This window comes from Alistipes sp. DJF_B185 (assembly GCF_964250025.1).
GTDB classification, from domain to species: Bacteria; Bacteroidota; Bacteroidia; order Bacteroidales; family Rikenellaceae; genus Alistipes; species Alistipes finegoldii.
The window spans coordinates 229,566-244,867 of the sequence record NZ_CAXUDY010000004.1; the positions used below are offsets into that span (position 1 = coordinate 229,566).

Genomic DNA, 15,302 nt, shown 5'->3' on the forward strand with positions numbered 1-15,302 from the left:
AAGCCCGTGCAGGGCCTCCGATGCTTTCAGTCGTGGCGTTGTTCAGTTTTCGGAAGATCGTCGAAATTTGGAGCGGTTCCGTGCGACTGCGGGACGATGGCAGTGCTATGCCCTCCGAGGGCTGGCCGCCCGGGCTGTTTGCCTCAACGGCCGGGGAACGGATCAACGGGATAACGGGAAGCGGCGGCCCGGCACGTGTTGGTGTGTATTGAACGAATGGAACAATTTTAGAGCGCTTGTGGGTGTTTTGGTTCGGGAAATATCAAACCTTTCGAACAAATAGCCGTGCTATATTATCGATAAAAACGGCCGAAGTGTCAAAAGTTGACACGGCGGGCCAAGAGGAACACCCGGCAATGTTCGACGGGGTCGGGGCTCAATAGCCCGTTGGTATCTATTAATTACTTACCCGAACGGCCGGGGCAAATCCTTATTTTTGTGGGTATTTAATCCAATGCTGTTCGCCTCAACGATAGGACCGGATACACGGCACAAGGCCCAACGGTCCGGGGGCCTTGAATGCAAACAACCGCCCCGGGGCGGGCGGCTGTTGCGGTGGGCGGTTATTTCTTTGCCTCCGGGTGTGCCTGTCTGAATCCTACCGGCTGGGAGGGCTTGCGGGTTTGCGGCAACTTGACCGACAGCGCCCCGATAGCCTGGTAGATGCTGTCGAGTTCTCGGCGCATATCCTCCGATAGGTCGCTGACCGCTTCGGCGTTATCCTTGCCCGTCTGCTCCAGTAGCGCAAGCCGTGCCCGTATTTCGGACAGTTCTGCCGTTACCGTCGTTGTGGTTGTGATGTAGTTGCGCATTGCCACGAAAGCCCGCATAATGGCGATATTTACCTGTACTGCGGCTTTACTGCGTAAAACACCGGAAAGCATCGCTACGCCTTCCTCGGTAAATGCAAACATTTCCGAGGAACCGATGTTGTAGCCTTGGGGTATCACATTTTGTGATCTCCCTATGTCTATCAATCTGTTAGCCTCTTTGGCGGATAATCGTAGCATGAAATCCTCGGGGAATCTTTCGATATTGCGCCTTACTGCCTGCTTTAGTACTCGGGTTTCTACTTGGTAGAGTTCGGCCAGGTCGAAATCCAGCATTACCCGCTGGCCCCGGATTTCGTATATCTTACTTTGAATGGGTTGCAGTTCCATAGTCGGTATTGTTGATATTTATGCTTTCACATAGTGGTAGCGCATAGACATTATTTGTACTTCTACGACCTCGCCCAATACTTTGTATATTATTCTATGTTCTGCGTTGATCCGGCGCGACCACATACCCGACAACTCATATTTAAGCGCTTCCGGTTTTCCGATCCCCGTATATGGGTGCGCGGCGATGTCTTCCAGGATTGCAGCTATTTTTTTTACTGTGTGAGCTTGTCCGCTCTTCACAAAATAGGCGTAATCCGTTTGCGCCTGTTCGGTTAATACTATTTTATACATTGGCGATACGGTTCAGAAAATCGGAAATACTTTCGCCGGGTTGCTGGGAGACAAAACGTCCTTCTTTTATATCGCGTTCGCCCTCGCGGATTGCTTCCATCATCGCGGGCGACGTCATTATATATTCGGTCTCCTTTATGGCGTTATATTCGTCCAGTGATATAAGCACGGCGCCCGTACCGCCGTCCCGGTTTATTATAACCGTGTCGGAATCGTTTGTAACTGCGTCCAAATACTTTTTTAAGTTGTTCCGCAAGTCTGTAAAATTTGTTGTTCTCATGGCTTTGCTGGTTTGGTGTGTACAAATATAAGTACTTAAAGCAGTACCCGCAAATAAAACGCCGATTTTCTTACATTAGTATATGCTCGGAGACCGGGCGTAATCTTTATTCCCCTTTCTCCACTTTGATAAGTTTGCCGCAATGCGGGCAGGTGATCGTGTTCGTCGGTTGAGGGGCGAAAAGCTCCGGAACCGATACACCGAGAGCGACGGCCATTCGGTCTAATAGGTCAAGAGAGGTGTTTCCCTTGCTTGCCCGGCTCAATGTCATTTCAGATACGCCTAATAATCCGGCTAACTCTTTTTGTGTTATGCCCTTTTCCCGGCATACGTCCTTAATTCGCAATTCCATATACGCAATACGTTATTTGTTCTACAACTGCAAAGATAATCAAAGCAACGTAAAATGTATAGTTGTGTGTAAAAATAAATATTTGGTGTCTATTTTTCTGCTGAAATATTTGGAGCGTATAAACATTTGCTGTATATTTGTAGTGTGGAAATAAACATAAAAAGTATATAAGTAATGAAAGTAGCAACTTATAACCTGTCGAAGATTGTCCGCAACGCCTGGTATCTGAAAAAGTCGCAGCCGTCGATGACCTTTTCGGCCTGCCTGCGTAAAGCCTGGCGCAATGAGAAACAAATGATAATGACGGCCCGGATCGAGGGCCGCACGTTGGCGACCGCGCCGACTTCGGAATATTGTCCGATACCAATGACCGCCGCCGCCAATTATTACGGCGCACAGGGTCAATATTGCGGAGATTAAGAAATAGCGAGATTCTCGCATAACCTCGATAAACCTATGAACGAAGCAACACAGATCGTTGACAGATTAACGCAGATGCTCGACGAGCAGGCGGCGTGTATAGAGCGAATAATAGCACTACTTGACAAATGATTAATATACCGCGTCTCTCTTACCTTCGCGGGTGCATAGCACCACGGCAGGACACCCCGGCGGCAATCCGGCCGCCGGGATCAGGGAGAGGCGGAACCCGAAACAAATAACAATAACCATTTTAACCCCTACAAAGTTATGGACATTCAAAACCTCGAAATGCCTTTAGTATTGTTTAAGGACGCCGCGGACCGCGTTTTCGATCACGCCAACGGTATCGATGTTATCGACGCTGTAATGCGCCGTTATTCCGATTACGCATATCTGATCCGAGATATACAAGCGGTCCGAAATGTTGAAATGTTGGAAGAACTGAAGGAAACATACACGGACCCGGATTTATATGACCCCGCCGATGATTTGCGTGATCTGCGGCTCGCTGTTACGCTGCTGATGACGGCCTGTGATTTTTACCGAACCATAACAACGAAAGAAAAGACGAACCGCCCCGAACATCCGCAGGTGTCGAAATTCGCATACGACGCACTCGAAAAAAATTACGAAACGTTGAAACGTATGTTTGAGACGGAAAAACTAATGACCGAAACCCTGTTGCGGGGTTCAAAGGCCATCGAGGGGACCGGGACCAACGAATAATATTGCCGATCATGTTTTACGAACTTCTTTACGGCGGCTATCGGCTGGGGACATTCCCCACCGAGGCCGAGGCCATCCGCCGGGCGTACTACCTGCCAAACGGTTGCTATACCGTCCGGGAATGGGCCAAAGACGGCGATTTTTCGACGTTCGACCCTTCGGTGAATAAATCCTACAACTTTACGAATTACGACCGTGAAAACGTTATCGCCGCAGATGTTAACACGCTGGCGGGCTTGATTCGAGAATATGTTTCCGCCAACTGCAACGGAGTAAGCGAGGGTTTCGAAATCATACACGGCGGATATGTTGCCTTTATCGACTATCGGGCCGATACTGATGGCGATTCTATTACCGTGGTCGATGTATGGAACCAAAATGGGAACGAGTGCCCCGACATTGCCGAGGCGTTGCAGCTATTGACCGACTGACGGGCGATCAATTAACCGGGTAGAGGGGCGGCCGTTTGCGGCTACCCCTTTTTGTCGAAATACGGATACTTTCCGTTAAATAATGGGGACAATACCGACGGGCGGAAATTTCCGTCCGTCAAATGTTGTGATGTCGATGACCTCAACCGAATAAGAATCGGCCAAGTTGTGTTTAAATTGTGTACCGGGTCAAAAATAAAAAACCACCTACATTGCTGTAAGTGGTTGATTTTGAGAGTGACACCGACAGGACTCAAACCTGTAACCTTCTGATCCGTAGTCAGATGCTCTATTCAATTAAGCTACGGTGCCGAATTGCGAGTGCAAATATAGGGCGAAAATCCGAAACTCGCAAATTATTGGGCGTAATTTTGTGAAAAAAGATGCCCTGAAAAATTGCATGCCGGCGCATCGGACCGATTGTCAGGGGTTTGTCCGCTGACGATCAACGCATTGCTTCCTCCAACCGGGCCTTGATGTTTTCGCCGCGCAGGTCTCTGGCAACGATAATCCCCTTCGGCGAGATCAGAAAATTCGCGGGAATCGACGAAATGCCGTACATGGCGGCCGCATCGCTTCGCTTGTCTGCGTTCACGCCCAGCACATTGATCCATGGCATATCGTTGTCCGCCACGAACGTTCTCCATTTGGCGGCGTCGTTGTCGAGCGAGACGCCGTAAATTTCCAATCCCTTGCTTTTGCAGGCGGCGTATGCCTCGCGCAGGTGCGGGATTTCCCGGCAGCAGGGGGCGCACCACGTCGCCCAGAAGTCGAGCAGTACCCAGCGGCCTTTGCCGACGATCCCCGAAAGCGCCACCGGTTCGCCTGCGGCATCGGGCAGCGTGAGGTCCATGTAGGGTTTGCCGATCTCGGTGTTTTCGGTCGCTGCGACTTTTTCGGCGATTCGCTGCAGGATGGGGTGGGCCTGCACGGCGGCCGGAAATTGCTTCAGACGGGTTTTGGCTGCGGCGATGTCGTTGCCGTCGAATTCGTAGACGGAGAAGAGGTATGCCCCGAAAAGGTTGTCCAGATTGGCTTCGATGCTCTCCGGAACCAGCTTGTTGTAATCCGCATAGAGCGAGTCGGCCGGTGCGTTGAGGGGAAGTTCTCGGAATTTGCGGTCGAAGTCGGCCATTCGCTCGTCGAACTCCCGTTTTCTGTCGTTCAGCGGCGTGCCGGATACCGCGTAAACCCGTCTGTCGTCCGTCGGAACCGTACGTATCTCGCCCGGTTCGAGGAAGATGACGGCGGTGCCGACGGGGATGCGTTCCTGATCGGCCAGCCGGGCGATCTCCGGTTCGGCGACACGACCCTTTAGCCGGATCGTGCTGTCGGCGCATACGATGCCGGCGGCCAGTTCCGTACGGCCGCTGCCGATCAGGAATACCGAGTCGCCCGGTTCGAGTCCTGCGTTGCCCGTGATGGAGTAATTCGGACCGCCGCATCCGCAGAGGAGGGCGGCCGTCGAAGCCGTGAGAAGGATTTTCTTCATATATCGTTCGGTTGCTGTCGAAAATTAGGGTTTGCGGTGCGGTTACTTGATCTCCCGGTCGGGGTGCTCCCTGAGGAATTTCTCCCAGCTTTGGGAGCCGCCTTTCGATACGGCCTTCTTGCCGCCGCCCAATCCTTTGACGCGCTCGTTGCCCATCGCGGCATTGAGCGGATTGGAGATCGTGAAGTGGTGGCAGAGCGCCACGGCCATGCCGTCGGTGGCGTCGAGCCGCTTGGGCGGCTGTTCCAGCGAGAGGATGCGGCAGACAATGGCGGCGACCTGCTCCTTGGCGGCCGATCCGCGTCCCGTGATGCTCTGCTTGATGCGCATCGGGGCGTATTCCGAAACGGGCAGGCCGCGGCTCAGCGCCGCTGCCATGGCCACGCCCTGTGCCCGTCCCAGTTTGAGCATCGACTGCACGTTCTCGCCGAAGAACGGCGATTCGAGCGCCACTTCGCGTGGGGCGTACTGGTCGATCAGCGCCCCGACCCGTTCGAAGATATAGCGCAGTTTGACGTACGGATCCGAAAGCTTGTGCAGGTCGATGTCGCCCAAGACGACCGAGCGCACGCTGCGTCCGTCGATCTCCAGCACGCCGTAACCCATGTAGTTGGTGCCGGGGTCGATGCCCATGATGCGGTATTTTTCCGTTGGGGTCATATCGTTCGAAAAAGCCCCTCCGGACGGCGTGTCGCAGTTCGGAGGGGCAGGTTGTACGGCGGTGGTTATTTGCCGAGCAGCTCCTCGACCTTTTTGTAGAGGTCTTCGCCGCGCAGGTTCTTGGCGACGATGTTGCCCGAAGCGTCGACCAGGAAGTTCGAGGGAATGCCCTGAACGGCGTAATCCTTCGCTGCGGGATTGTCGAAACCGTTCAGGTCGCTGACCTGAATCCACTTCATGCCGTTGTCCTTGACGGCGGCGAGCCACTTGTCGCGGTTGTTGTCGAACGACACGCCGTAGATTTCGAAGCCCTTCTTGTGGAACTTGTCGTAGGTCTCTTTCAGGTGGGGAACTTCGCCCATGCAGGGACCGCACCACGAAGCCCAGAAGTCCACGAGCGTGTATTTGTTGGCCGGATTCTCGATCACCGAAGTCAGGGTGACGATCTGGCCCTCGGCGTCGCTCTGCAGGATGTTGATGTAGGGTTGGCCCACGTCGGTGCGCTTTTTCTGCTCGGCGGTGGCTTTCAGCTCCGTCAGCTCTTTGGTCTGCTGCATTTCGGGCGAGAATTTGGCGATCTGGTCGAGAATCTCCTGCCCCGAAAGCTCGTAGGCCATGTTGGGCATCAGCATGACGCCGAAGAAGTTGTCGCGGTTGGCCTCTACCGAGGTGCGGGTCAGCTGCTCGAACTCCTCTTCGATCGCTTCGCGCCGCTGGTCGGTGGTCGCAGCGTCGCGGTACTCGGTGATCAGCGCGCGGCTGGCGGCCGTGTAGGCTTCGGCGGCGTCGTTGGCCGGGGTGCCGGTGGTGTGGCGCACCTGCGGATCGTCGGCGTCGCTCTTGATCGAGATCGTACCCGGTTCGAGGATGAGCTGCATGGCGAACGCCTGCGGCTGTCCGTCGCGCGAGTCGAGCAGGTCGTGCATCGCGGGCGCTCCGGCGGGACCGCTGAAGCGGAACTTACCCGATTTCACGACGGCCGAGTCGATCAGGCTGTCCTGCTGGAACAGGTAGACGGTGCCTTCGAGCCCGGCGATGTCGCCTTCGACGACGTATTTGGGCTGCGTGCTGCAACTGCACAGCACGGCTGCGGAAGCTGCGAAGAGAAATGCTTTTTTCATTGTGCAAGAATATTGGTTTATTTTTTGAGTTCTGCCAGCTGTTTTTCCAGATTGTGCACCAGTTTTTCCAGTTCGGGCAGCCGCTTGAAGACCGCCGCCGAACGGTGGTACTGCATGCCGGGCAGCGCCGGGTAGCCGAAGCGCACTTCGCCGTCGGGCACGTCCTTGTCCAGTCCGCTCTTCGAACCGATCTTCACGAAGTCGCCGACGTTCACGTGGTCGGCGATGCCGACCTGTCCGGCGAGGAAGCAGTTGCGCCCCACCCGCGAGGTGCCGGCGATGCCGGTCTGGGCCGACGATACGGTGTTTTCGCCGATCTGGACGTTGTGTCCGATCTGAATCAGGTTGTCGAGCTTGACGCCCCGGCGGATCACCGTCGAATCGGTCTTGGCGCGGTCGATGCAGGTGTTGGCCCCGATCTCTACGTCGTCTTCGATCACCACGTTGCCCAGCTGCGGAATTTTGTCGAAACCGCCCGCGGCGTTGGGCATGAAGCCGAAACCGTCGGCGCCGACCACGGCTCCCGCGTGCAGGATGCAGTTGCGGCCGATCCGGCAGCCTTCGTATACCTTGACTCCGGGGTAGAGGATCGTGCCTTCGCCCACCGTAACCCCCGCTCCGAGGTAAACCTGCGGATAGATCTGGCAGTTTTTGCCGATTTTCACGCCCGCTTCGACCACCGTGAAATCCCCGATGTAGCAGTCGGCGCCCACCTCGGCCTTTTCAGCGACCGAAGCCAGCTTGCTGATGCCGCTGCGGCGGGGCTTGGCGGCGTTGTACATTTCGAGCAGTTTGAGCACGCAGGCGGCGGCGTCGTCCACCTTGATGAGCGTGGCCGAGACCTGCTGCGAAGGTTCGAACGAACGGTTTACCAGCACGATCGATGCGCCCGTGCTGTAGAGGAACGTTTCGTATTTGGGGTTGGTGAGGTAGGTCAGCGAGCCCGCCTTGCCCTCCTCGATCGAAGATACGGTGTGTACTTTCGTCTCTTTGTCGCCGACGATGTCGCCGCCTAAAAATCCGGCGATCATTTCGGCCGTGAATTCCATCATAACGATTCTGTTTATAAGTATTTGTTTATGTCGATTCCTTTGGGCATGAACTCCTCCACCGAACGGCCGAACGAAAGCACCTCGCGCACGGTCGACGAGGATATGTCGGCCACGGGCGAGGGGGTGAAGAGCATTACGGTCGTGATGTCGGGGTAGATGCGGTGGTTGGTCGCCTCCATCGTGCGCTCGTACTCGAAGTCGGTGGTGTTCCTCACGCCGCGGATGATGGCGCAGGCGCCGGCCTTCTCGGCAAACTCGCCCGTAAGCCCCGTGTAGATATGGGCTTCGACGCGCGGATTGCCGGCGTAGAGGTCGTCGATCAGCCGCTTGCGGTTGGCGACGGTCAGCAGCCCCGTTTTCGCGGTGTTGTTGCCGATGCCGATGACCACGCGGTCGAAGAGATTGAGCGCTTCGTCTACCAGCGCGGCATGGCCGCGGGTGAACGGGTCGAACGATCCGGGGAAGATTGCAGTCCTTTCCATATCGGACAAAGGTAATAATATTTGGGAATAGGGAGTTATCTTTTCCCGATATTTTGTCCTACCGTTCGATTTTTACGTACTCCGAATAGACGATCCGCGTGTGCGGATTCGACGGGACGATCTCCTGCCGCAGGGCTTTCGTGCCCCAGCGGATGAAGAGAAAACGCCGCGGAATGCGGTGTACGACCTGCCGCAGGGTGTCGGCGCTCTCCACGCGGCACAGGACCGAGTCGGCGGTGACGGCGCCTTCGACACGCACCCACGCGTCGCGCCAGCGGAACAGCTGCAGGGTGTCGCGGACGACGAGCGTGTCGCGCAGCCGCACGACGACCGTATCGCGCACCGGGGTCCGTATCTCGACCTTCGTGGCCGTGGCTGTCCGGGCCGCGGCTTCCAGACGGCGGAGTTTGATTCCGAGCCGGCGGATTTCGGCGGCGTCTGCGGCCCGCAGCTCTTCGAATTCGGCGCAGCGCAGACGCAGGGCCTGCACCGATGCCGCCTCTTGCCCCAGACGCGTGCGGTAGCGTTCGATGCCGGCCGCAAGGGCGTGTTGGTTCTGGGTCAGGCGGCGGTTTTCGCGGCGGTAGCGGCCGTAGCCGCATACCAGCAGAGCCGTCACGGCGACGGCGTAAAGAAACAGGTATTTTTTCATGGTGAAACGGGTTTTCCGGCGAAGATAGCGCGGGCCGGACCCGTTCGGTTTCTACATTTTCGGAAACAGCCCGCCGAGCGATTGGGCGACCCGTTCCGCGAGAATCGCCATGCAGGGATGTCCGTCGCAGTGGGCGAGGGCGGTGACGCCCCGGTGATCGACGTAGAAGAGTTCGTCGAAGCGCGGCAGCTCGTCGCGCATTACCGGGCGCTCTTCCAGTTCGAGTCCCGCCGCCTCGACGGCCCGCAGGCCCAATTCCCGTTCGACGCAGGCTTCCGCCGGGGAGACGAACGCCGTTTTGCCCCGCACGGCGAACAGCGGGGCGTCGTCGGCCGTGCGGACGATGCCGTCGCCGTCGCAGCGCACGGCGACCGATGCGCCGTGCAGACGGGCCTGCTGGCGGGCCAGTCCGGCGGCGGCTTCGCGCGCCGAAGTCGGAGCTTCGGGAAACGGCATGTCGTATTGCAGCGTCGCGGCGTCGGGCATCAGACTGCGCAGGTCGTATCCCCGGTAGAGCGATATGCCTGCGGATTCGAGCCGGAAGGCGGGATCGCCCGATGCCGGAACGACGATCCGCACGAACTGCGAGAGGTCGCAGTCCGCAGGCGCCGTCTGCGCCGCGAGTGCTTCGATCTGCCGGGCGAGGGGCTGCTGGCGGAAGCCTGCCGGCCGGCCGAAAAGCTCGCGCGACCAGCGGTCGAGCACGGCCAGATGCGCCGTCAGGTGGAGAGACCTGCCGCCGAGGATGTGAACGGTCTGGTATAGGTAGACCTCTTGCATCAGAGTAGGAAGATTTTGAGCAGCAGTTCGCGCAGCAGCTCCCCGTCCGACGCTCCGCCGGCGTTCATGCCCTTGCTCTTGGCGTCGTATTCGCGCAGCAGGCCGAGGATGTTGAATACCCTGCGGTTGTCCCAGTTGGCGGCGTTCTGCTTGATCTCGCCCAGTACGTAGACGTTGTTTTTCTTGAGGATGCGCATCAGCTCGGCATCGGAGGGAAAGGGCATGCCCTTGTGGCGCGCCGTCCAGCGCAGGTAGTTCACGATGAACAGCTCCTTGAACTGGCCGAACAGCGCCAGCACGGTGACCAGCAGCGGGTTGTCCTTGGGGTTGCGGGCGAAGTGCTCGGCGATCATCAGCGCGCGCGCCATGTCTCTGGTCACTACGGCCTTGCATAGCTCGAAGTTGTTGAAATCCTTCGAGATGCCGATGTTGGCCTCGATGTCGGCGTCGGTGATGCGCTTGGTCCCTTCGGGCAGCGATACGACCAGCTTGCCCAGCTCGTTCGAGATTTTCGAAATGTCGGTTCCGAGGTGGTCGGTGAGCATCGAGAGCGCCTTGGCGTCGATGGCGAGTCCCTTTTTGGCGATGAACTGCTGGAGCCACGAGGCGATTTCGTAGTCGCGCGGGCGCACCGATTCGAGCACCGCTCCGTTGGCGGCGCAGCCCTTGTAGAATGCCGAGCGTTTGTCGGCGTTCTTCTCCTTGTGGCAGATCACGAGGATCGTCGTGGGCGAGGGTTTCTGCGTGTAGAGCGAGAGTTTGTCCAGTCCGCGCAGCTGCTGCGCCTCCTTGAGGATGACGACCTGATACGAACCCATCATCGGCATCTGGCGGCAGAGGTTGATGACCTGCCCCGCCTCGGAGTCCTTGCCGTAGACGGTGATCTGGTTGAAAGCCCGTTCGGCTTCGCCGAGCACCGTCGTCGCGAGCCGCTCGGCGATGGCGTCGATAAAGTAGCTCTCCTCGCCCATGAGCAGGTACACGGGGGCGAACCGCCGTGCGGCGATCTCCTGCGCCAGCTTTTCGTATGCGGCGACGGAATCTTTGAATTTCAGTGCGCTTTTGGCCATATCTCAGTCATTGGTCCGGCCGAGCCGGATGCGGGGCGGGGCGTTTCCGCCATCCCCGCGGCGGAAGGGGCTGAATCGCCGCTCCCGGTCGTGTTATACAATCTCTTTGGTGATGCGCAGCACGTTTTCCGTGTCGGGCGTCAGGCGGTAGCGGTCGTCGATGCGGCGGCCGACGAGCCATACGATCTCGTCGCCCGACAGCAGTACGAACTGCCGCTCTTTTTCGGGCATCGAGACCTTGGCGTCGATCAGGAAGTCGCTCACCTTCTTGCGGCCCGCCATGCCGAAGGGAATGAACCAGTCGCCCTCGCGCCAGCGGCGCAGCGTGAGCGGGAATTTCAGCAGGTCGGCATCGACCTGCGCGATGTGCTCCGGCACGCCGAAGTTCTTGATCGCGTCGATGTCGCAGTATTCGAAATAGAGCGCCGAATTGCCGCAGTAACTGCGCGGCACGCCCCGTTCGACGGTCACCAGACATGCGTCGCCGGGGGCGATCGGGGCCACGACGATCGTGCCGCGGTCCACGTAGGCGACCCGCTCGCGCGAGTAGAAGCGGCGGCCCGTCATGCCGTGCCTGAGCGAATGGCAGAGCGAGTCGATGACGTCGCCCTTGAATCCGTAGGCCGAGTTGAGCAGCTCGTAGATGACGAACTCCTGCGGGAACGCCGGGTCGATGCGGTCGAGGTGTATCGTGTCCAGTCCGTTCTCGGTGGTCACCGCTTCGCCGCGTATGCGTTCGATGCCGTGGTTGATGAAGAGTTGGGCGTCGGTCAGCCGTGCGATGTTGCGGCGCATGAGACTCGTGAACTTGGGGTTGATCTCCCGGATGCGGGGAATCAGGCCCAGCCGTATCTTGTTGCGCAGGTACTTGGTCGAGCGGTTCGACGAATCCTCCCGGAAGGGGATGCGGTTGGCGACGGCGTACTCCAGAATCTCCTTGCGCGAAGCGAACATCAGCGGCCTGACGACCTTGCCGACCTGCGTCGAAATGCCCGTCAGCCCGCGCAGGCCCGTGCCGCGCAGCAGATTGATGAAGAACGTCTCGATCGAGTCGTCGGCATGGTGGGCGATCGCTACCACCGTGTAGCCGTGTTCGCGGCTCAGGGCGTCGAACCATGCGTAGCGCAGCCGCCGGGCGGCCATCTCCATCGACTCGCCCGTGCGCTCCATCTCGGCCGCCGTTTCGAAGCGTTTGTTGTAGAATTCGACGCCGTATTTCCGCGTCTCTTCCTCCACCAGCACCTCGTCCTCGTCGCTTTCCGCACCCCGCAACTGGAAATTGCAGTGCGCCACGCCGACCCGGTAGCCGCTGCGCGTGAAGAGCGACAGCATGACCATCGAGTCCACGCCGCCCGAAACGGTCAGCAGAATGCGGTCGTCGTGCGTCGCCAGATCGTTGTCGGCGATGTATTTGCGGAAAGCCTCTAAAAGTGCCATACGATTAAAATATATTGACCTCGGTGTCTATTTCTATGCCGAATTTTTCGTGAACGCGCATCTGCACCGTGTGGGCGAAGTCGATCACTTCGCCGCCCGTCGCGCCGCCCAGATTCACCAGCACGAGGGCCTGCCGTTCGTGGACGCCGACTCTTCCGCACTTGTAGCCTTTCAGTCCGGCCTTGTCGATGAGCCATCCGGCCGCCAGCTTCACCCTGCCGGCGCATCCCGCCGCCGGGTAAACCGGCATGTCGGGCCACTGGGCCTGCAGCTGCCGCGCCACGCACTCGTCCACGACCGGGTTTTTGAAGAAGCTGCCCGCGTTGCCCGTCACCTTCGGATCGGGAAGCTTGGCGCGGCGGATGGCGCAGATCGCTTCGCGGATGTTGCGCAGCGTGACTCCGCCGCGGGCTTCGACCTCACGCTCCACGTCACCGTAGCCCAGCCGCGGCCGCGGCGTGTGCGAAAGCCGGATGTCCACGGCCGTGATGATGACGCGCCCCCGCAGTTCGTGCTTGAAGATGCTTTCGCGGTAGCCGAAGCAGCAGTGTCCGGCGTCGATGACCATTGCCGAGCGGTTGTCGGTGCAGAACATGTGCACCCGCTCGATCACGTCTTTGGCTTCGCAGCCGTAGGCGCCGATGTTCTGCACCGGGGCCGCGCCCGCCTTGCCGGGTATGAGCGAAAGGTTTTCGATTCCCCACAGGCCGCGTTCCACGGCCCATTCCACGAGGTCGTCCCACTCGACGCCCGCATCGGCCCGCACGCGGACCGTGTCGCCCTCTTCGCCGAGGGGCGTGATCTGCCGGGCGACGGGCGTCAGCAGCAGTCCGTCGTAGTCGCGCGTGAAGAGGATGTTGTTGCCGCCGCTCAGCACCGCCCAGCGTTCGGGCACGCCACCGCTGAAGATCGTGCGCAGGTCCTCTTCGGTCTCGAATTCGGCGAGACGCGCCGCCTGCTGTCCGACGCCGAAGCTGTTGCGTCCGCTCAGGTCGATTTGGTGGAATTCTCGGATCATGCCGTCTGTTTCTGTTTGTTTGTCGTTCGCCCGGTTGTGTCGGCGGGCGTCGGGCGCATAATGTTCTCCGTGCGCCCGTCCCGGATTCCGGCGAGCGGTCCTTGCGGCGCTCCGGGCGGGGTGTCTGTCCCTCTCCGGCTCCTTGTACTGCGTCGTCCGGTGCGGTCGCGGGTACGGAAAATGTGCAATCTTGCGCAAAGTTAGAAATAATTTAGTAATTTTGGTGAGATGTTTCCACGAACCGTAAAAAACAAAATACCTGAATACCTATGTTTACTCAACAAGATTTACAGCAGATCGAAAAACACGGACTGACCCCCGAAGCGGTCGAGTTGCAGCTGGAGAATTTCCGCCGCGGATTTCCTTTTCTCAACGTTGTGCGCGCCGCCTCACCCGGCGACGGCGTGCTGACGCTGAGCGACGCCGAGGCCGCTGCCGCCGCCGAACGTTACGAGCGGGCCGCCGCCGGACTGTCCGTTGTGAAGTTCGTGCCCGCGTCGGGCGCCGCGACGCGTATGTTCAAGGAGCTTTTCGAGTTCGTGAACGACGGCAAGCGCGGCAAGGGGATCGACACCCTGCTCGAAAACATCGGAAAGTTCGCCTTCTGGCCCGAATTGAAGGCCCTGCTTCCGGCCGGCGCAGACGACCGGACGATCGTCAGCGCCATCGTGAACGAAGGACTCGGCTACGGCCGCAAACCCAAAGGACTCGTCACCTTCCACGCCTATCCCGAAGGCGCGCGCAAGGCGGTCGAGGAACATCTGGTCGAAGGGGCGGTCTATGCGGCCGCGAACGGCGTGGCGAAGATTCATTTCACGGTTTCTCCTGAACATATCGAAGGATTTCAGGAGCTGCTGGCCGCTAAGGTGCCCGTTTACGAAAAGCGTTTCGGCATCCGTTACGACATCTCGTTCTCGGTGCAGAAACCCTCGACCGACACCATCGCCGTCAATCCCGACAACACGCCCTTCCGGCAGGACGACGGTACGCTGCTGTTCCGCCCTGCGGGCCACGGCGCGCTGATCGAAAACCTGAACGAGATCGACGCCGACGTGGTGTTCATCAAGAACATCGACAACGTCACCACCGATGCGCAGCGCGGCGATACGATCCGTTACAAGAAGGTGCTGGCAGGCATCCTGCTCGACCTTCAGGAGCGTGCGTTCGAATACCTCAAGGCGCTCGAAGTCGGCGGCGCCGAGCTGGAGCCGATCGTCGAATTCATCGAGAAGCGGCTCTGCGTGAAGTTGCCCGGCAGTTACGATTCGGCCATGCTCCGCGCCGTGCTCGACCGTCCGATCCGTGTCTGCGGCATGGTCCGCAACGAGGGCGAACCGGGCGGCGGTCCTTTCTGGGTCGGAAACCCCGACGGCACGCAGTCGCTCCAGATCGCCGAATCGAGCCAGATCGGCCCCGACGACCTGCCGCTGATGCGGTCGGCCACGCACTTCAATCCCGTCGATCTGGTCTGCGGCATGAAGAATTCGAAAGGCGTCCGCTTCGACCTGCGCAGGTACACCGATCCTTCGACGGGCTTCATTTCGTCGAAGTCGAGCGGCGGCCGCGATCTGCGCGCGCAGGAACTTCCCGGCCTGTGGAACGGTGCCATGGCCAAGTGGAATACGGTCTTCGTGGACGTGCCCATTACGACCTTCTCGCCCGTCAAAGTGGTGCAGGACCTGCTGCGTCCCCAGCATCAGTAATCTTGGGGTGTGTGACAAGGCCGGATGCCGCATCATGCGGCATCCGGTTTTTTGTCGGGCTTTTTCGGGATTGTTAGGCGTGTGTTGCTTTTTTGGGATGTTAAGGGTGCTCGGCTTTTTCCGGGGTGTTCGGTGTTTTTCCCGGTTTCCCGGTTTTCCCGCGGCGTTC

18 protein-coding genes and 1 tRNA gene are annotated in these 15,302 nt (G+C 58.8%); 4 read left to right on the plus strand and 15 right to left on the minus strand.

What is annotated here, in order from left to right; translation table 11 throughout:
• Positions 1–563 precede the first annotated feature (563 nt).
• The 4 genes from ACESTR_RS07470 to ACESTR_RS07485 form a co-directional block, all read right to left on the minus strand.
• On the minus strand, positions 564–1,160 hold the full coding sequence (locus ACESTR_RS07470; RefSeq protein WP_130063756.1) for an ORF6N domain-containing protein: 597 nt from the start codon (positions 1,158–1,160) through the stop codon (positions 564–566).
• A gap of 18 nt (positions 1,161–1,178) precedes the next feature.
• Entirely contained in the window at positions 1,179–1,454 is a 276-nt protein-coding gene (locus tag ACESTR_RS07475) for a Txe/YoeB family addiction module toxin (protein ID WP_130063758.1), read from the minus strand.
• Complete coding sequence (locus tag ACESTR_RS07480; RefSeq protein ID WP_130063760.1) at positions 1,447–1,734, minus strand: type II toxin-antitoxin system Phd/YefM family antitoxin; 288 nt, start codon at positions 1,732–1,734, stop codon at positions 1,447–1,449. Before ACESTR_RS07480 ends, ACESTR_RS07475 begins: the two co-directional genes overlap by 8 nt.
• A 106-nt stretch (positions 1,735–1,840) precedes the next feature.
• A complete protein-coding gene (locus tag ACESTR_RS07485; protein ID WP_130063762.1) occupies positions 1,841–2,086 on the minus strand; it encodes a helix-turn-helix transcriptional regulator in 246 nt (81 codons plus the stop codon).
• A gap of 174 nt (positions 2,087–2,260) precedes the next feature.
• Here ACESTR_RS07485 and ACESTR_RS07490 point away from each other — a divergent pair, with 174 nt between their 5' ends.
• The 3 genes from ACESTR_RS07490 to ACESTR_RS07500 all read left to right on the plus strand — a co-directional run bounded on the left by ACESTR_RS07490 (position 2,261) and on the right by ACESTR_RS07500 (position 3,666).
• The gene (locus ACESTR_RS07490) at positions 2,261–2,506 is read left to right on the plus strand and encodes a hypothetical protein (protein WP_130063764.1); all 246 of its coding nucleotides are present in this window, start codon (positions 2,261–2,263) and stop codon (positions 2,504–2,506) included.
• Positions 2,507–2,776: 270 nt separating this feature from the next.
• Positions 2,777–3,235, plus strand: a complete 459-nt coding sequence (locus ACESTR_RS07495; protein WP_130063766.1) for a hypothetical protein — start codon at positions 2,777–2,779, stop codon at positions 3,233–3,235.
• Between the two features lie 11 nt (positions 3,236–3,246).
• Entirely contained in the window at positions 3,247–3,666 is a 420-nt protein-coding gene (locus ACESTR_RS07500) for a hypothetical protein (RefSeq protein WP_237958748.1), read from the plus strand.
• 238 nt (positions 3,667–3,904) lie between these two features.
• On the opposite strand, the gene ACESTR_RS07505 is transcribed toward ACESTR_RS07500, so the two are convergent.
• The 11 genes from ACESTR_RS07505 to murB all read right to left on the minus strand — a co-directional run bounded on the left by ACESTR_RS07505 (position 3,905) and on the right by murB (position 13,430).
• A tRNA-Arg gene (locus ACESTR_RS07505) sits at positions 3,905–3,978 on the minus strand.
• A 133-nt stretch (positions 3,979–4,111) separates the two neighbouring features.
• A complete protein-coding gene (locus ACESTR_RS07510) occupies positions 4,112–5,158 on the minus strand; it encodes a TlpA disulfide reductase family protein (RefSeq protein ID WP_130063768.1) in 1,047 nt (348 codons plus the stop codon).
• A gap of 42 nt (positions 5,159–5,200) precedes the next feature.
• Positions 5,201–5,818, minus strand: a complete 618-nt coding sequence (gene ruvC / locus ACESTR_RS07515) for a crossover junction endodeoxyribonuclease RuvC (protein WP_014774608.1) — start codon at positions 5,816–5,818, stop codon at positions 5,201–5,203.
• Between the two features lie 65 nt (positions 5,819–5,883).
• A complete protein-coding gene (locus tag ACESTR_RS07520; RefSeq protein WP_130063770.1) occupies positions 5,884–6,939 on the minus strand; it encodes a TlpA disulfide reductase family protein in 1,056 nt (351 codons plus the stop codon).
• Between the two features lie 17 nt (positions 6,940–6,956).
• Positions 6,957–7,991 carry a UDP-3-O-(3-hydroxymyristoyl)glucosamine N-acyltransferase gene (gene lpxD / locus ACESTR_RS07525; RefSeq protein WP_009597825.1) on the minus strand — a complete coding sequence of 345 codons (1,035 nt, stop codon included), beginning with the start codon at positions 7,989–7,991 and terminating at the stop codon, positions 6,957–6,959.
• An 11-nt stretch (positions 7,992–8,002) separates the two neighbouring features.
• Entirely contained in the window at positions 8,003–8,473 is a 471-nt protein-coding gene (coaD, locus tag ACESTR_RS07530) for a pantetheine-phosphate adenylyltransferase (RefSeq protein WP_014774606.1), read from the minus strand.
• A 58-nt stretch (positions 8,474–8,531) separates the two neighbouring features.
• Positions 8,532–9,125, minus strand: a complete 594-nt coding sequence (locus ACESTR_RS07535) for a DUF6549 family protein (protein ID WP_302576241.1) — start codon at positions 9,123–9,125, stop codon at positions 8,532–8,534.
• A 51-nt stretch (positions 9,126–9,176) separates the two neighbouring features.
• The gene (locus ACESTR_RS07540) at positions 9,177–9,905 is read right to left on the minus strand and encodes an aminotransferase class IV (protein ID WP_227042529.1); all 729 of its coding nucleotides are present in this window, start codon (positions 9,903–9,905) and stop codon (positions 9,177–9,179) included.
• Positions 9,905–10,975 carry a DNA polymerase III subunit delta gene (gene holA / locus ACESTR_RS07545; protein WP_227042528.1) on the minus strand — a complete coding sequence of 357 codons (1,071 nt, stop codon included), beginning with the start codon at positions 10,973–10,975 and terminating at the stop codon, positions 9,905–9,907. The genes ACESTR_RS07540 and holA overlap by 1 nt, the downstream gene beginning before the upstream one ends.
• A 93-nt stretch (positions 10,976–11,068) precedes the next feature.
• Entirely contained in the window at positions 11,069–12,412 is a 1,344-nt protein-coding gene (gene tilS / locus ACESTR_RS07550; protein WP_302576243.1) for a tRNA lysidine(34) synthetase TilS, read from the minus strand.
• 4 nt (positions 12,413–12,416) lie between these two features.
• Positions 12,417–13,430, minus strand: coding sequence for a UDP-N-acetylmuramate dehydrogenase (murB, locus tag ACESTR_RS07555; RefSeq protein WP_302576244.1), 1,014 nt, complete (start codon positions 13,428–13,430; stop codon positions 12,417–12,419).
• 269 nt (positions 13,431–13,699) lie between these two features.
• On the opposite strand from murB, the gene ACESTR_RS07560 reads away from it, so the two are divergent.
• Positions 13,700–15,133 carry a DUF4301 family protein gene (locus tag ACESTR_RS07560; protein WP_276720665.1) on the plus strand — a complete coding sequence of 478 codons (1,434 nt, stop codon included), beginning with the start codon at positions 13,700–13,702 and terminating at the stop codon, positions 15,131–15,133.
• Positions 15,134–15,302 lie beyond the last annotated feature (169 nt).

Bases quoted from the DNA above. Each gene is read 5' to 3' on its own strand.
- ACESTR_RS07470 (WP_130063756.1), bottom strand. From the start codon at position 1,160: ATGGAACTGCAACCCATTCAAAGTAAGATATACGAAATCCGGGGCCAG.
- ACESTR_RS07475 (WP_130063758.1), bottom strand. From the start codon at position 1,454: ATGTATAAAATAGTATTAACCGAACAGGCGCAAACGGATTACGCCTAT.
- ACESTR_RS07480 (WP_130063760.1), bottom strand. From the start codon at position 1,734: ATGAGAACAACAAATTTTACAGACTTGCGGAACAACTTAAAAAAGTAT.
- ACESTR_RS07485 (WP_130063762.1), bottom strand. From the start codon at position 2,086: ATGGAATTGCGAATTAAGGACGTATGCCGGGAAAAGGGCATAACACAA.
- ACESTR_RS07490 (WP_130063764.1), top strand. From the start codon at position 2,261: ATGAAAGTAGCAACTTATAACCTGTCGAAGATTGTCCGCAACGCCTGG.
- ACESTR_RS07495 (WP_130063766.1), top strand. From the start codon at position 2,777: ATGGACATTCAAAACCTCGAAATGCCTTTAGTATTGTTTAAGGACGCC.
- ACESTR_RS07500 (WP_237958748.1), top strand. From the start codon at position 3,247: ATGTTTTACGAACTTCTTTACGGCGGCTATCGGCTGGGGACATTCCCC.
- ACESTR_RS07510 (WP_130063768.1), bottom strand. From the start codon at position 5,158: ATGAAGAAAATCCTTCTCACGGCTTCGACGGCCGCCCTCCTCTGCGGA.
- ruvC (WP_014774608.1), bottom strand. From the start codon at position 5,818: ATGACCCCAACGGAAAAATACCGCATCATGGGCATCGACCCCGGCACC.
- ACESTR_RS07520 (WP_130063770.1), bottom strand. From the start codon at position 6,939: ATGAAAAAAGCATTTCTCTTCGCAGCTTCCGCAGCCGTGCTGTGCAGT.
- lpxD (WP_009597825.1), bottom strand. From the start codon at position 7,991: ATGATGGAATTCACGGCCGAAATGATCGCCGGATTTTTAGGCGGCGAC.
- coaD (WP_014774606.1), bottom strand. From the start codon at position 8,473: ATGGAAAGGACTGCAATCTTCCCCGGATCGTTCGACCCGTTCACCCGC.
- ACESTR_RS07535 (WP_302576241.1), bottom strand. From the start codon at position 9,125: ATGAAAAAATACCTGTTTCTTTACGCCGTCGCCGTGACGGCTCTGCTG.
- ACESTR_RS07540 (WP_227042529.1), bottom strand. From the start codon at position 9,905: ATGCAAGAGGTCTACCTATACCAGACCGTTCACATCCTCGGCGGCAGG.
- holA (WP_227042528.1), bottom strand. From the start codon at position 10,975: ATGGCCAAAAGCGCACTGAAATTCAAAGATTCCGTCGCCGCATACGAA.
- tilS (WP_302576243.1), bottom strand. From the start codon at position 12,412: ATGGCACTTTTAGAGGCTTTCCGCAAATACATCGCCGACAACGATCTG.
- murB (WP_302576244.1), bottom strand. From the start codon at position 13,430: ATGATCCGAGAATTCCACCAAATCGACCTGAGCGGACGCAACAGCTTC.
- ACESTR_RS07560 (WP_276720665.1), top strand. From the start codon at position 13,700: ATGTTTACTCAACAAGATTTACAGCAGATCGAAAAACACGGACTGACC.